Here is a 13,639-nt window from a genome sequence, read left to right as displayed (position 1 = left end):
GCTCGTTTTTCTTAAAAAAAACAGTTTTTTTATATTATTAAGGCGAATTTGTATTATCGGGTAAAAATGATGCGCCGGGCGGATACGGGCCGACACTGGACAAGTCCGCCCTGCCTATTATAGAATGAGGCACCTCTAAAAACTCGGTTAGCTTTTAGCGGCTTTCGATAACCCTTTGGGAGATTTGTATGAGTTCATTGTCTTTGCCGGCGGATTATAAGGCTTTGCTTTCCGTACATGAAACGGAACACGCCATTGTAATGATTAAAGATTTTTTTCAGCTTGCTCTTTCCACCGAATTGAATTTAACCCGCGTTACGGCCCCGCTTTTTGTACAGTCGGGTACGGGCTTAAACGACGATTTAAGCGGCGTTGAAAAACCGGTATCGTTTACCGTGCAGGATATGGACAATGCAAATATGGAAATCGTACACTCGCTTGCAAAATGGAAGCGCATAAAACTTGCCGAAATGAAACTGCAAACGGGTTTCGGCATTTACACCGATATGAATGCCATCCGCGCGTGCGAAGAACTTGACCCGATTCACTCCCTCTATGTAGACCAGTGGGACTGGGAAGCGGTTATCGCAAAAGAAGACCGCACAGTGTCTTTTTTGCAGGACACGGTAAAAAAAATCTACCGCTGTCTTAAACGAACCGAATTTTATATCTACGACCGGTTTCCGGCCATTACGCCCGTTCTGCCCGAAAAAATCACCTTTCTTTTTGCCGAAGATTTACAAAAACGCATGCCGAATCTCAGTGCCAAAGAGCGCGAATACGAAGCGTGTAAAGAATACGGTGCGGTTTTTATCGTCGGTATAGGCTATCCCTTGGCCGACGGTAAGCCTCACGACGGACGCGCTCCGGACTATGACGATTGGATTACCGAAACGGGAGAGGGAAGGCACGGCCTTAACGGCGACCTTTTAGTGTGGAATCCCGTTTTACACACCGCCTTGGAACTGTCTTCGATGGGAATCCGCGTGTCGCCTGAAACCCTGCTTTTACAGCTTCAACAGCGCGGCTGTACGGAACGTAAAGAACTGTATTTCCATTCACGCCTTTTGGCGGGAGAACTTCCCCTGTCCTGCGGCGGCGGCATCGGTCAATCGCGCCTTTGTATGTACTTTTTGCGCAAAGCGCACATCGGCGAAGTGCAGGTAAGCTCATGGCCCGAAGCGGTTATAAGGGACTGTAAAGCGCGCGGCATTACGCTGTTGTAGATACTGCATAATTAAGCGTATAAATTTTCTTTTTTCTGTTGACGATATATGCACGCTCTTAGTATTTTTAGATTATTACCATAGATTAATAAATTTTCAGGGAATGTAATGAGTACAGCACAAAAGACGGAAAACGAAGACATTAAAAAAGAAGCGGGACAAGAGGCTGCTTTTCAAACCGGTTCGAAAACCGGCGACACCGCAGAGTGTACAGCCGGCGAATGCGGAACATGCGGCTGCGCTGATAAAACAGCCGCGGGGAAAGCTTCGGATGCAGACTCGGGTAATTCTGCCGATTCTGCGGAACAATCGGCCGAAAAAAGCGCCGAAGAGCGCATTGCCGAACTTGAAGCCGAAAAAAACGATTTTCAGGACAAATATTTGCGCAAATCGGCGGATTTGGAAAATTACCGCAAACGTATGGTAAAAGAAAAGCAGGAAATCTTCGATTATGCGAATGCAAACCTGCTTACCGATTTAATCGGCGTACTTGACGATTTTGACCGTGCCCTCGATGCGGGATTCGACGCGGATGGAAAGCCCGTCGCCGATTTAAAACCGGTTATAGACGGTGTAAAAATGATTAACAAACAGCTTCGCAGTATGCTTGAAACCAAATACGACTTAACCGTTTACGGCGAAAAGGGCGATTTATTCGACCACGATAAACACGAAGCCATCGCTACGGATAAGGGAGCGGTTGCCGAAGCGGTGTGTTCGGAAGTATATTTAAAGGGCTATATGTTAAAAGACAGGGTTATCCGCCATGCAAAGGTGATGGTAACCATGCCTGACGGTTTGCAGGACACTGCGCGGGGAGCTGCCGAAGATTCGGACGAACCTTCCGGCAATTAAATATTAAACGAAATACTTTTGACTTTTTATTAGGAGAAAAATATGGGAAAAATTATCGGTATTGACTTGGGAACTACAAACTCCTGCGTTTCCGTAATGGAAGGCGGAGAACCTATCGTTATTCAAAACGCCGAAGGCGGACGCACAACTCCGTCCATTGTCGGCTTTACGTCCAAGGGTGAGCGCATTGTCGGTCAGCCTGCGAAAAACCAAATGATTACAAACCCGGAAAACACGGTATATTCAATCAAGCGCTTTATCGGACACCGCTACAGCGAATTGAGCGGCGAGGCAAAACTCGTTCCGTATAAGGTTGTCGATCACGGAGAAGACGTGAGAATCGACATAGAAGGCAAAGCGTATTCGCCGCAGGAAATCAGCGCCTTTATTTTGCAAAAAATGAAAAAAACCGCCGAAGATTATTTGGGCGAAACCGTAACCGAAGCGGTTATCACCGTTCCGGCATATTTTAACGACGCCCAGCGCCAGGCAACCAAGGATGCCGGAAAAATCGCAGGCTTGGACGTTAAGCGCATTATCAACGAACCGACCGCCGCTTCTTTGGCTTACGGATTCAGCAAAGAGCAAAAAAGCGAAAAGATGATTGCCGTTTACGACTTGGGAGGCGGTACCTTCGATATTTCCATTCTTGAACTCGGCGACGGCGTTTTTGAAGTTAAGTCCACAAACGGCGACACCCACTTGGGCGGCGACGACTTTGACCGCAAAATAATCAATTGGCTTACCGACGAGTTTAAAGCCGATACGGGTATCGATTTGTCCAAAGACCGCATGGCCTTACAGCGTTTGCGCGAAGCGGCCGAAAAGGCGAAAATCGAACTTTCCGCCCAATCGTCCACGGAAATAAATCTGCCCTTTATTACCGCCGACGCTTCAGGCCCCAAGCACTTGCAAAAGTCGCTTACACGCGCCAAATTCGAGCAGATGACCGAGGACTTACTTGAGCGCACTAAAGAGCCCTGCCGCAAAGCTTTGGCGGATGCGGGAATCGACGCTTCCAAAATCGACGAAGTGCTTTTGGTCGGCGGTTCAACCCGCATGCCCAAGGTTATGCAAACCGTAAAAGAAATTTTCGGCAAAGAAGGTTCAAAGGGTGTAAACCCCGACGAAGCCGTTGCCGTAGGTGCTGCCATTCAGGGCGGTATTTTAGGCGGCGACGTTAAAGACATTTTGCTTCTCGACGTTACGCCGCTTTCGCTCGGTATCGAAACGATGGGCGCCGTCTTTACAAAACTGATTCCGCGCAACACCACAATTCCTACGCGCAAAAGTCAAATCTTTTCGACTGCCGCCGACGGACAAACCGCGGTATCGATTCACGTATTGCAGGGTGAGCGCGAAATGGCGGCTCAAAACCGCACGCTCGGACGCTTCGATTTGGTCGGCATTCCCGCCGCCCCGCGCGGTGTTCCGCAAATCGAAGTTACCTTCGACATCGACGCAAACGGTATCGTCCACGTATCCGCTAAGGACTTGGGCACCGGTAAAGAGCAAAGCGTACGCATCGAATCTTCAAGCGGTTTAAGCGAAAGCGAAATAGATCGCATGGTAAAAGAAGCCGAAGCAAACGCCGAAGCCGATAAAAAAGAGCGCGAAAAGGTCGATGTGCGCAACGACGCCGATTCGATGGTATACGCAACCGAAAAATCGCTTAAAGAGTTGGGCGATAAGGTAAGCGGCGCCGACAAACAAAAAATCGAAGATGCGGTTGCGGCCCTTAAACAGGCGTTGAGCACCGATAATGTTGAAGACATAAAGGCTAAAACCGAAGCTTTAAAGCAGGCTTCATATAAGATTGCCGAAGAAGTGTACAAGCAGCAGGCGGCTCAGGGTGCGCAGGGAAGCGGCGCTCAGGGAGCTTCCGGCGGCGATGCAAACGCTTCAAGTGCCGGCCCCGATATGAGTAACAGCGGTCCGGCTTCGGGTAAAGCCGATGATGTTGATTACGAAGTGGTAGACGACGACAAATAATGGCAAAGCGCGATTACTATGAAGTTTTGGGCGTCCAAAAGGGCGCCTCAAAAGATGAAATAAAAAAGGGCTACCGAAAATTAGCCGTCAAATACCACCCCGATAAAAATCCCGGCAATAAAGAAGCCGAGGATAAGTTTAAAGAAGCCACCGAAGCTTACGAAGTGCTTTCGGACGAGCAAAAACGCGGGATTTACGACCAATACGGTTTTGCCGGTCTTGAAGGCATGGGCGCAGGCGGCGCACAGGGCTTTTCAAACGCCTTTCACGACTTTGAAGACCTGTTCGGCGGCTTCGGCGATGTATTTGAAAACCTCTTCGGCGGCGGAACAAGCCGCAGAAGGGGAGGCGGCCCCAATCAGGGCGCTTCGTTATGGTACGACCTTGAAATATCTTTTAAAGATGCCGTATACGGTACCAAGGCCGAAATATCCTTTCAGCATAACGAAGCTTGTACCGACTGCCGCGGAACCGGGGGCGCCGACGGTGCTCAGCGCAAAACCTGTCCGACCTGCGGCGGAGCGGGGCAAATACGGCGCAGCGCGGGTTTTTTCAGCGTAGCGCAAACCTGTCCTTCCTGTCAGGGCGAAGGAAGCGTTATCGACAATCCCTGCAAAAGCTGCGGCGGTTCGGGCTTGCAAAAAAAACGCAAAAAAATTGCCGTTACAATTCCGCCCGGAGTGGATAACGGCAAGCGCATAACCGTTCCGAATCAAGGCGATGCGGGACGCAACGGCGGAAGCGCGGGCGATTTGGTTATCATTCTTCACGTTGCGCCGCACAAGTTTTTTGAGCGAAACGGTCAGGATTTATACTGTGCTATCCCCATCTCCATAATGCAGGCGGCATTGGGAGCCGAAATTACCGTCAGCTCTTTGGACGATAAAAAAATAAAGCTAAAAGTGCCCGCGGGAACCCAGCACGGAAAACTGCTTCGTTTACGCGACGAGGGCGTTCCCTACGGAAACAGCGGCCGAAAAGGCGATATGTATATTAAGATTCTCGTTACGGTGCCGACAAAACTTTCATCGCGGGCAAAACAGCTGTTGGAAGAAGTATCGGCAATTGAAGGCGAAGAAAACAATCCCAAACCCGTCGCGCTTTCCGAATTGCGCGGTTAAACCTCGGTTAAACTTGAATATTGATTGCAGCGGCGGTTTGTGCGCTGTGAGCATAAACCGAGCGTGTCTTGGCATAGGGATTTTTCAGTGCGTTTATTTTTGAACGCACCGAGTTTATATGCAGCCGTAAAGCGCTGCGGTTTTTTTCGTTTTGGAGCAAAATCCGTGTTTGAAGCTGTGATAAGTCGGCTTGTAATACCGGTATTTCGGTTTGATTATCGGGGTAGGCCGCCTTATACAGGTCTTCCATGGGTTTTATAACTTTTTGCAGCTCCGAAATATTACCGATTATTTTTTGCTCCAATTCCGTGTGAGCCAAAAGCTTGTCCATATCTTCGCCGTCTATAGTCGTTTCCTGTTTTTCAAGAACGGTCAAATATTCCTGAAATTTCCGCCTTTGCTGTAAAAGCAGTTCCCGTAATCGATGCAGAATAGCAACCCGTTCGTTTAATTCTTTGTCGTCTATTGCCTGTGTTTGCATAATTTTATCCGTTAATATCTATGGCCGTATGCGATACCGTGTCGGCTGTCGGAGTTTCCGCAACCGCAACGGCCCATGAGGAATGGAGTTCCTGCATCATAGTGCGGATCGAAAGAAGCTTTGCCTTGTCATGTGTAATACAGGTATCCAGAAGTTCCCGGTTAAAAAAACTGTACAAGGCCATAAGATTTTGTGCGATTTCTCCTCCGCGCTCCATGTCGAGGGATACCATCAATTCCGTGATGATTTCCTGGGTTTTTACCAAACAATTGTTGTATTTTTCGATAGAAGAAGCTTCAATTTTTTCTTCGTTATTGTATAAGGCCAAGGCCGCATCCATACGGCGCAGCGCTTCTTCATAGAGCATAATGATTAATTTTCCCTTGCTGGCTGTTTTAACTCCGGTTGCCCTGTATGCGGTATATGCCTTTGTATATGCCATTACATCCCCTCCGAGTTTTTTCGATACATCACTGGTTTATTATCGGTATTTTGTTTTGCTGTCTTGAGTTTTATTCTATTAGTTTTAAAATGACGGCGGACTTACCGCAAAAATAACTTGGACTTCCGTGCCGGTTTTATTATGCCATACGTGCTTTGCTTGTGCCGGAATACGAATGCTGTCACCGGGACATAGTTCAAAAAAAATATCTTCCACTTCCAGATCAACTTTTTCTCCCGAATACATAAAGGCCGTTTCTTCTCCGGGGTGACTTTGCTTATTGGTATTCGAACTCGTGTGCGGCGGAATAACCATCATACAAAACTCTATATTACCTTTCGTATCGGCTGTGAGTAACTCGTATACGATATCCGGTTCATCTTTCCGGCCGATAGTTTTTCTTGTAGCAGGAGTAACCAGAGGTTCAGAATGAAATTCTTCTTTAAAAAAGTAATACAATGGCGTTTCCAATATTTTGGCAAGATTTCTCAGTGTATTGATGGACGGGTTTACCTGTCCGTTTTCTATTTGACTAAGCATTGAAGCAGTGATATCCGCTTTTAATGCCAATTTTCGCATAGTCAAACCCTTTTGCAATCTTAATTCTTGTATCTTTTTACCTATATTTAATTCTTCCAACAATACATTCTCCCTGATCCGATTATAAAAAGTATAGCATATTTTAATCCAAAATAGAAGCTTATATTTATTAAGGTCATACGTCTATATTTAAAGAAGTTAAATTTTATTTAAAAATGTTAAATAAAACTTGACACCTCTGTTTAGCAGGTGTAAAATATAATTATCTTTTGAGGGTTTAGTTTATTATAAATTAACACTTGCCTAAAAGATGTATTTTAGAGAAGGAGGTTCAATATGTTAGACGTATTAATCAAGAATGCGAAGATTATCGATGGGAGCGGACGGCCCGCATTTGACGGGGCTGTTGGTATTAAAGATGGAAAATTGATTATTGTAAAGGAAACGGAAAAAGCTGCAGAAATAATCGATGCTGCCGGCAGATATGTTGTACCCGGTTTTATTGATGCTCATTCTCACGGTGACTTGATTTTAGGCTCTGAAGATGCACATTTATTTAAAACAACCCAAGGGGTTACAACTGAAATAACCGGTCAATGCGGGCTTTCCATGGCCCCTGTTGCTTCTGAAAATTTAACGGCGATTCAAAATATGTTATCTATGGGGACAACCTTTTTTCCGCCGGATATGAAATACTGGACGTCTTTTTCCGAATATCTAAAATATGCCGATAAACAACCACTTACAGCAAATGTCAAGATGTATATCGGACACAGTAGTCTTCGTATTGCCGTGATGGGTATGCAAAATCGTCCTGCAAACAGAAATGAACTGGATACTATGAAAAGTATTTTACGTGAAGCTATGGAAGCGGGTGCTGCGGGGTTTTCGACCGGCTTAATTTATACGCCGAGCTGCTATGCGACGGAAGAAGAGATAATAGAACTTGCAAAGGTTATTGCACCTTTTGACGGTATTTATGCAAGTCATATGCGTAATGAAAGCGATAAAATTGTTGAAGCTGTAAAAGAAACTATTAATGTCGGTTTTCAAGCGGGGGTACGGGTTGATATTTCACATCATAAAATGTTGGGAAAACCGAATTGGGGCAAACAAAAAGAAACTCTCAAGCTTATTCATGAAGCAAGGAAAAAAGGCATTCCTGTAATATGTGATCAATATCCTTATACATGCAATATGACTACTTTGAATGCCTGTATGCCGCCCTGGTATTTTCAAGACGGCTTTCATGCAATGACGGAAAAATTAAGAGATGTTGATTTTCGAAAAAAACTTAAAGCCGAAATGGAGAATCCCGTAACGGCATATGATAACTATTATTTGAACGCCGGCGGCTGGAACGGTGTATATGTATATTCCGCGCCGAAAACGCCGGCCGCAGAAGGGCGTTTTATCAGTGAGTATGCCGAATCATTGCGGCGGGATCCGTGGGATGTCTTTTTTGATTTATGTGTGGCCAACAACTGCGAAACGGGCGGGGTATACAGCAGTATGTGCGAAGAAGATGTTTGCGAGATTATTCGTGACCCTTATTGTGTTGTAGGAAGCGACGGTTTAACCAGAACCTGGAAAGAAAAAGGTCATCCTCGGGCGAGCGGAACGTTTCCCCATGTTATTACTTATTTTGTCAAAGAAAAGGGAGTCTTGTCACTTGAAGAAGCAATTCAAAAAATGACCGGATTAACAGCTGAATATTTACTCGTAAAAAATAAAGGATTTATAAAAGACGGATATGACGCGGATTTGGTTATTTTTGATTATGAACGGTTACAAGATACGGCAACTTATAGTAATTCAAATAGTATTACAGAGGGGATTGATTATGTCTTTGTAAACGGCAGCTTGGTTTACAAAGATAAAAAATTTACAGGCAAAATGCCCGGTCAAATGCTGCGGCATAATAATACATAATTAACATTAAGGAGGATTTTATGAATGTATTAGTTGCCTTTATTATTACAATGGCGGTTTTATTGATATCACTTATTGTGTTTAAAATCAGTCCGGGCGTTTCTCTTTTCAGTTGTGCTGTTTTAATGGCACTGCTATGCGGTCTGCCTTTAAATGATATCCTAAGTTATATTACAAGCGGTTTTGGAAATATTATGACTGCAATAGGTCTGCTGATTCTATTCGGAGGAATATTCGGTATGATGCTTGGAGATTCCGGCGGAATGGAAGAATTGGCAAAAGGACTTCTTAGAACCTTTGGAAAAAAGAATGATATGCTTGCTCTCAATTTGGCGGGTTTTATAGTTTCGATTCCGGTATACTTCGGTTCCGCTTATATAACTCTTAATCCGTTAGTGAACAGCTTACAAAAGCTTACTAAAAAAGATACGAGTGCTTACGTCGCTGCTTTATTCACGGGGTTACTTTTGACCCATTGCGTTGTAGCACCGACTCCCGGTCCGTTAGCTGTTGCCGGACAAATAGGCGCAAATATAGGATGGTTTATTATTTACGGTATTATAGTTTCTTTACCTGCAAGTCTATTATGTGGCTGGCAATATGCGAATATACTTAACAGGCGTTCCTTTGCCGTAAACAGTGAAGCAATAAAAAAAGAAGCGGCGGCATTATCGGAAAATGCAGAGTTACTTAAAGCTGATAAAACAAAACCTTCTGCCGGTTTAACCTTAGCTTTAATTGCATTCCCCATTGTCTTAATAGTTATCAATTCGATTTTCAAAGCCGTATTACCTGCAAAACATCCGTTTGTTATTTTCTTCGGATTTGTGGGTAATAACAACGTAGCTCTCTTTATTGCTATGCTGCTGACAGGTATTGTACTGCGTAGATATTTAGTTCCGCTTAGTGCTTCTTCTCTTTGGAATTATATAGATAAAGTGTCGGATAAAATGGGGAATATTTTGATGGTTATCGGCTGCGGTAATTGTTTCGGTACTATATTACAAAAAAGCGGACTTGATACGGCTTTAGTTGAATTGCTTTCAAAAATGAATATTCCCGTTTTATTATTGGCCTTTGTACTTGCAATGATTATTCGTGCGGCTGTCGGTTCCGCGACAGTGGCAATGCTTACCGCTGTTGCTATTGTAGGTCCGTCCGCTGTTGCTATGGGATATTCTCCTGTTATAATAGGGTTGGCGATTTGTACGGGAACTGTCGGACTCACCTTGCCTACAGATGCCGCTTTTTGGCTTCCGGCACGATACAGCAATATAACGGTCAAAGAAGCTTTTATTGCTACAACCTGGCCGACAACTTTTGCCGGTTTAACCGGTTTTTTAATTATATTGCTTTTAAATGCATTTTCACATATCTTACCGGGATTGCTGTAGTTTCATTTTAATGGGATAGCGTATGCAGGGGATTCAATTGTATTTTGAGTCCCCATAACAGAATTTAATAATTAAAAGCTAGAATATTAGGAGTGATGTATGAGTACGGTGAATAAACAAATCTGCGGAAAAACAAAAGAAGAATGGCTGCAAGAGTATCCGATTATAAAAGATATATGTACTTACAAAGAAGCCGTTTGGTGTAACCCGTTTAAAGAACCGTTTGAAAAAGCGATATTATCATGTCCTCTTACTAAAGCTGATATTAAAGCTGCCGATGCGCGTCTTAAGCGATTTGCGCCGTATTTTAAAGTTGCCTTTCCCGAGACAGCGGCCTTAGACGGTATTCTCGAATCACCGGTACAAGAAATACAAAATATGAAATCCGTCTTGGAGAACAAGGAGCATGTTTCCATTCCCGGAAACCTATGGATAAAATTGGACAGTCATTTACCCATATCAGGTTCAATTAAAGCACGTGGCGGAATTTATGAAGTATTGAAAATTGCGGAAGATATTGCTTTAGAACATAATCTCATAAGAGAGGGTTCTGATTATACTTTATTCAACACTGAAAATTTTCGTAAAATTTTTTCTCAGTATGCTATTGCCGTCGGTTCTACGGGAAATTTAGGACTTTCTATCGGTATTATGAGTGCAAAGTTGGGTTTCCGTGTAACGGTACACATGTCTGCGGATGCCAGACAATGGAAAAAGGATATGCTTCGTAAAGCCGGTGTAGAGGTTCTTGAATATAAATCCGATTACGGTATAGCAGTAGCTGAAGGTAGAAAAGCTGCACAATCCGATCCTTCCTGTCATTTCATTGATGACGAGAATTCTCAAACGCTTTTTCTCGGATATACAGTGGCAGGTTTACGTTTGAAAAAACAACTGGAAGAAAAGAAGATAGAGGTTGATAATAAACATCCCCTGTTTGTGTATTTACCGTGTGGAGTGGGTGGCGGTCCGGGAGGAGTTGCATTTGGGTTAAAAATGATTTTTGGTGATGCAGTTCATTGTTTTTTTGCTGAACCGACACATTCCTGCTGTATGATGCTCGGTATGGCGACAGGGAAAAATAATGCCATAAGTGTACAAGATTTCGGATTGGATAATTGCACGGCAGCTGATGGTCTGGCAGTTGGACGGGCTTCGGGGTTTGTTGGATCATTAATGCTGCCTTTTATAAGCGGATGTTATTCTCTTGACGATAGCCGTATGTTTCACATGCTGACTGCTCTTGCCGATGCAGAGAATATTTATTTAGAACCAAGTGCCTTGGCCGGTATGTATGGCCCTGTCTTGCTGGAAAAATCTTTTGACTTTCGGAATTATATCAAAAAAGAAAACCTGGATTCTTCAATGATGCATAGCACGCAGTTAATCTGGGCAACGGGCGGAAGTATGGTTCCAAAAAATGAAATGCTGTCTTATTATAAACAAGGACAAATCTCATAGAATAATATTTTCTTTAGCGGACCTCCAAAAACAATTGTTTTTTTCAAGTTCTTTAAGAATTCACTCGACTAAAGCGCCGTAATTGCATATATTTATAGTATACCTAATATTTAAAGTATTTGAATATGATAGTGAGGTTTGCATGAGCGATAAAGAAGACCGTAACGATAAAAAAGACGGAAAAGATCCCTTCGATTTTTTTAAGCTGTCTACGGATCCCGTACAGGGCGATAATGATACGAATAAATCCCCGCGTTTTCCGGTTTGGCTGATTTTATTGGCCGTTTTTATGGGTATAACGATTTTTAACTGGCTTTTTGTCATGAAAAACGATACGGCCATCGATTTTTCCGAGTTTAAACGCTTGATTCAAGAAGGACAAATCGTACGTGTTGAATTGGGTGAAACCTATTTTCTCGGCTACGGTCCCGAATCGGCCTCTCGCTCGGAAAAGGATTTTACCAATCTTCCCTCCATATTTTTAACGTCTTCCTCCTCCGGCAGTACCTATAAAACGGTCGGTATTTTAACCGAGGATTTTTTAGCCCTGCTTGATGAAAAAGGCATCGCGTATAAGATGCTGAAAAATCAGCGCAGTATTATTCTTCCGCTTTTGTTCAACCTGATTATTCCGCTCGGTATTTTATTTTTAATGTACCGCTTTATATTTAAACGTATGGGCGGCTTGGGCGGAAGTATTTTTTCGGCCGGTCAAAGCCGCGCTGCAGCGGTTGACGAGGGTAAGGTTACGACCCGGTTCAGCGATGTTGCCGGCGTTGACGAAGCAAAAGAAGAATTGGTTGAAGTTGTTGATTTTTTGAAGTCCCCGCAAAAATACACCGAAATCGGCGGAAAAATTCCCAAGGGCGTGCTTTTGGTCGGCCCCCCCGGTACGGGTAAAACTTTGTTGGCGCGCGCCGTAGCGGGCGAAGCGGGAGTTCCCTTTTTCCGCATTTCCGGCTCGGACTTTGTTGAAATGTTTGTCGGTGTCGGTGCAAGCCGCGTAAGAGACCTTTTTAAACAGGCGCGCGAAAAAGCTCCCTGTATCGTTTTTATCGATGAATTGGATGCAATCGGAAAAAGCCGAATCAATTCCATAAGCGGCGGAAACGACGAGCGCGAACAAACCCTGAACCAGCTTCTTGTTGAAATGGACGGTTTCGATAATTCCACCGGTCTTATCCTTCTTGCCGCGACCAACCGCCCCGATGTTCTTGACCCCGCTCTTTTGCGCCCCGGCCGTTTTGACCGTCAGGTTGTTGTAGACCGTCCGGACGTACAGGGCCGCGAGGCGATTTTAAAGATTCATGCCAAAAATGTTAAACTCGGACCCGATGTCGATTTGGCATCCGTTGCGCGGACCACTTCCGGTTTTGCCGGGGCGGATCTTGCGAATGTTGTAAACGAAGCGGCCCTTTTGGCGGTGCGCGGCGGCCGTAAATTGGTCAGTATGCAGGATTTTAACGAAGCCGTTGAAAAAGCGATTGCCGGTTTGCAAAAAAAGAGCCGTGTTATAAAAGAAGAAGAAAGGCGGATTGTCGCCTTCCACGAAACGGGACACGCTTTAGCCGCCGCCTTTACCGAAGGTGCCGACCCCGTGCATAAAATATCGATTATACCGCGCGGTGTTGCCGCCCTCGGTTACACCCTTCAAATGCCCGAGGAAGACCGCTATCTTAAAACCGAAAAAGAATTATTCGGCGAAATCGACGTTCTTTTGGGCGGCCGTGCTGCCGAGCTTGTTACCTTCGGCATGGTATCCACCGGTGCCGGTAACGATTTACAGCGCGCAACCGATATAGCCCGCAGTATGCTCACCGACTACGGTATGAGTTCCCGTTTTAAAAACGTTGTACTTTCCAAGCGCGGCGGCGGTTACGGCTCCGAAGAACCGCGCCTTATACGCGAGTATGCCGAAACAACCCAGCAGTATATCGATGAAGAGCTTGCCCGGATTATGGAAGAACGCTTTAACCGCGTGGTAAAGCTTTTAAAAGACAAAAAACAGGTTATGGAATATATTGCAAACCGCCTTTTGGAAAAAGAAATTATAGAACAGCACGAGTTTAAAGAAATCATTCAGGCGGAAGCGGACCTTGCGGCTAAGGCGGCTGTGAAGACGGAAAAAAAGCCGGCGGCAAAAAGCCTGAAAGAGCGAAAACCGCGTGCCGCTAAAGGCGAGGCCGGAGCCTAGT

11 protein-coding genes are annotated in these 13,639 nt (G+C 44.8%); 8 read left to right on the top strand and 3 right to left on the bottom strand.

What is annotated here, in order from left to right; all coding sequences use genetic code 11:
• Positions 1 to 188 precede the first annotated feature (188 nt).
• The 4 genes from asnA to dnaJ all read left to right on the top strand — a co-directional run bounded on the left by asnA (position 189) and on the right by dnaJ (position 5,194).
• On the top strand, positions 189 to 1,226 hold the full coding sequence (gene asnA, locus V1L52_RS11065; protein WP_428769642.1) for an aspartate--ammonia ligase: 1,038 nt from the start codon (positions 189 to 191) through the stop codon (positions 1,224 to 1,226).
• A gap of 108 nt (positions 1,227 to 1,334) precedes the next feature.
• On the top strand, positions 1,335 to 2,081 hold the full coding sequence (locus tag V1L52_RS11060) for a nucleotide exchange factor GrpE (protein ID WP_428769641.1): 747 nt from the start codon (positions 1,335 to 1,337) through the stop codon (positions 2,079 to 2,081).
• Between the two features lie 42 nt (positions 2,082 to 2,123).
• Positions 2,124 to 4,073, top strand: a complete 1,950-nt coding sequence (gene dnaK / locus V1L52_RS11055; protein WP_428769639.1) for a molecular chaperone DnaK — start codon at positions 2,124 to 2,126, stop codon at positions 4,071 to 4,073.
• Positions 4,073 to 5,194 (top strand): molecular chaperone DnaJ, encoded by a 1,122-nt coding sequence (dnaJ, locus tag V1L52_RS11050; RefSeq protein WP_428769637.1) that lies wholly within the window; start codon positions 4,073 to 4,075, stop codon positions 5,192 to 5,194. Before dnaK ends, dnaJ begins: the two co-directional genes overlap by 1 nt.
• Before the next feature lie 7 nt (positions 5,195 to 5,201).
• On the opposite strand, the gene V1L52_RS11045 is transcribed toward dnaJ, so the two are convergent.
• The 3 genes from V1L52_RS11045 to V1L52_RS11035 all read right to left on the bottom strand — a co-directional run bounded on the left by V1L52_RS11045 (position 5,202) and on the right by V1L52_RS11035 (position 6,759).
• Complete coding sequence (locus V1L52_RS11045) at positions 5,202 to 5,675, bottom strand: flagellar biosynthesis protein FlgN (protein WP_428769635.1); 474 nt, start codon at positions 5,673 to 5,675, stop codon at positions 5,202 to 5,204.
• A 4-nt stretch (positions 5,676 to 5,679) separates the two neighbouring features.
• Positions 5,680 to 6,117, bottom strand: coding sequence for a flagellar export chaperone FliS (gene fliS / locus V1L52_RS11040; RefSeq protein ID WP_428769633.1), 438 nt, complete (start codon positions 6,115 to 6,117; stop codon positions 5,680 to 5,682).
• 84 nt (positions 6,118 to 6,201) lie between these two features.
• Positions 6,202 to 6,759, bottom strand: a complete 558-nt coding sequence (locus V1L52_RS11035; RefSeq protein ID WP_428769631.1) for a helix-turn-helix domain-containing protein — start codon at positions 6,757 to 6,759, stop codon at positions 6,202 to 6,204.
• A 234-nt stretch (positions 6,760 to 6,993) separates the two neighbouring features.
• On the opposite strand from V1L52_RS11035, the gene V1L52_RS11030 reads away from it, so the two are divergent.
• The 4 genes from V1L52_RS11030 to ftsH all read left to right on the top strand — a co-directional run bounded on the left by V1L52_RS11030 (position 6,994) and on the right by ftsH (position 13,638).
• Positions 6,994 to 8,589, top strand: a complete 1,596-nt coding sequence (locus tag V1L52_RS11030; RefSeq protein ID WP_428769629.1) for an N-acyl-D-amino-acid deacylase family protein — start codon at positions 6,994 to 6,996, stop codon at positions 8,587 to 8,589.
• A 20-nt stretch (positions 8,590 to 8,609) separates the two neighbouring features.
• Positions 8,610 to 9,983 (top strand): GntP family permease, encoded by a 1,374-nt coding sequence (locus tag V1L52_RS11025; RefSeq protein ID WP_428769627.1) that lies wholly within the window; start codon positions 8,610 to 8,612, stop codon positions 9,981 to 9,983.
• A 99-nt stretch (positions 9,984 to 10,082) separates the two neighbouring features.
• Positions 10,083 to 11,444 carry a D-serine ammonia-lyase gene (locus tag V1L52_RS11020; RefSeq protein ID WP_428769625.1) on the top strand — a complete coding sequence of 454 codons (1,362 nt, stop codon included), beginning with the start codon at positions 10,083 to 10,085 and terminating at the stop codon, positions 11,442 to 11,444.
• Between the two features lie 142 nt (positions 11,445 to 11,586).
• Entirely contained in the window at positions 11,587 to 13,638 is a 2,052-nt protein-coding gene (gene ftsH, locus V1L52_RS11015; RefSeq protein ID WP_428769623.1) for an ATP-dependent zinc metalloprotease FtsH, read from the top strand.
• Position 13,639 lies beyond the last annotated feature (1 nt).

The organism is Treponema sp. HNW (assembly GCF_050320395.1).
Classification (GTDB): domain Bacteria; phylum Spirochaetota; class Spirochaetia; order Treponematales; family Treponemataceae; genus Treponema_C.
This window is presented reverse-complemented; position numbering and strand designations above follow the sequence as displayed.

Excerpts from the sequence above, each read along its gene's own strand:
- V1L52_RS11025 (WP_428769627.1), top strand. The coding sequence starts at position 8,610 with ATGAATGTATTAGTTGCCTTTATTATTACAATGGCGGTTTTATTGATA.
- dnaK (WP_428769639.1), top strand. The coding sequence starts at position 2,124 with ATGGGAAAAATTATCGGTATTGACTTGGGAACTACAAACTCCTGCGTT.
- V1L52_RS11045 (WP_428769635.1), bottom strand. The coding sequence starts at position 5,675 with ATGCAAACACAGGCAATAGACGACAAAGAATTAAACGAACGGGTTGCT.
- ftsH (WP_428769623.1), top strand. The coding sequence starts at position 11,587 with ATGAGCGATAAAGAAGACCGTAACGATAAAAAAGACGGAAAAGATCCC.
- V1L52_RS11030 (WP_428769629.1), top strand. The coding sequence starts at position 6,994 with ATGTTAGACGTATTAATCAAGAATGCGAAGATTATCGATGGGAGCGGA.
- V1L52_RS11060 (WP_428769641.1), top strand. The coding sequence starts at position 1,335 with ATGAGTACAGCACAAAAGACGGAAAACGAAGACATTAAAAAAGAAGCG.
- asnA (WP_428769642.1), top strand. The coding sequence starts at position 189 with ATGAGTTCATTGTCTTTGCCGGCGGATTATAAGGCTTTGCTTTCCGTA.
- dnaJ (WP_428769637.1), top strand. The coding sequence starts at position 4,073 with ATGGCAAAGCGCGATTACTATGAAGTTTTGGGCGTCCAAAAGGGCGCC.
- V1L52_RS11020 (WP_428769625.1), top strand. The coding sequence starts at position 10,083 with ATGAGTACGGTGAATAAACAAATCTGCGGAAAAACAAAAGAAGAATGG.
- fliS (WP_428769633.1), bottom strand. The coding sequence starts at position 6,117 with ATGGCATATACAAAGGCATATACCGCATACAGGGCAACCGGAGTTAAA.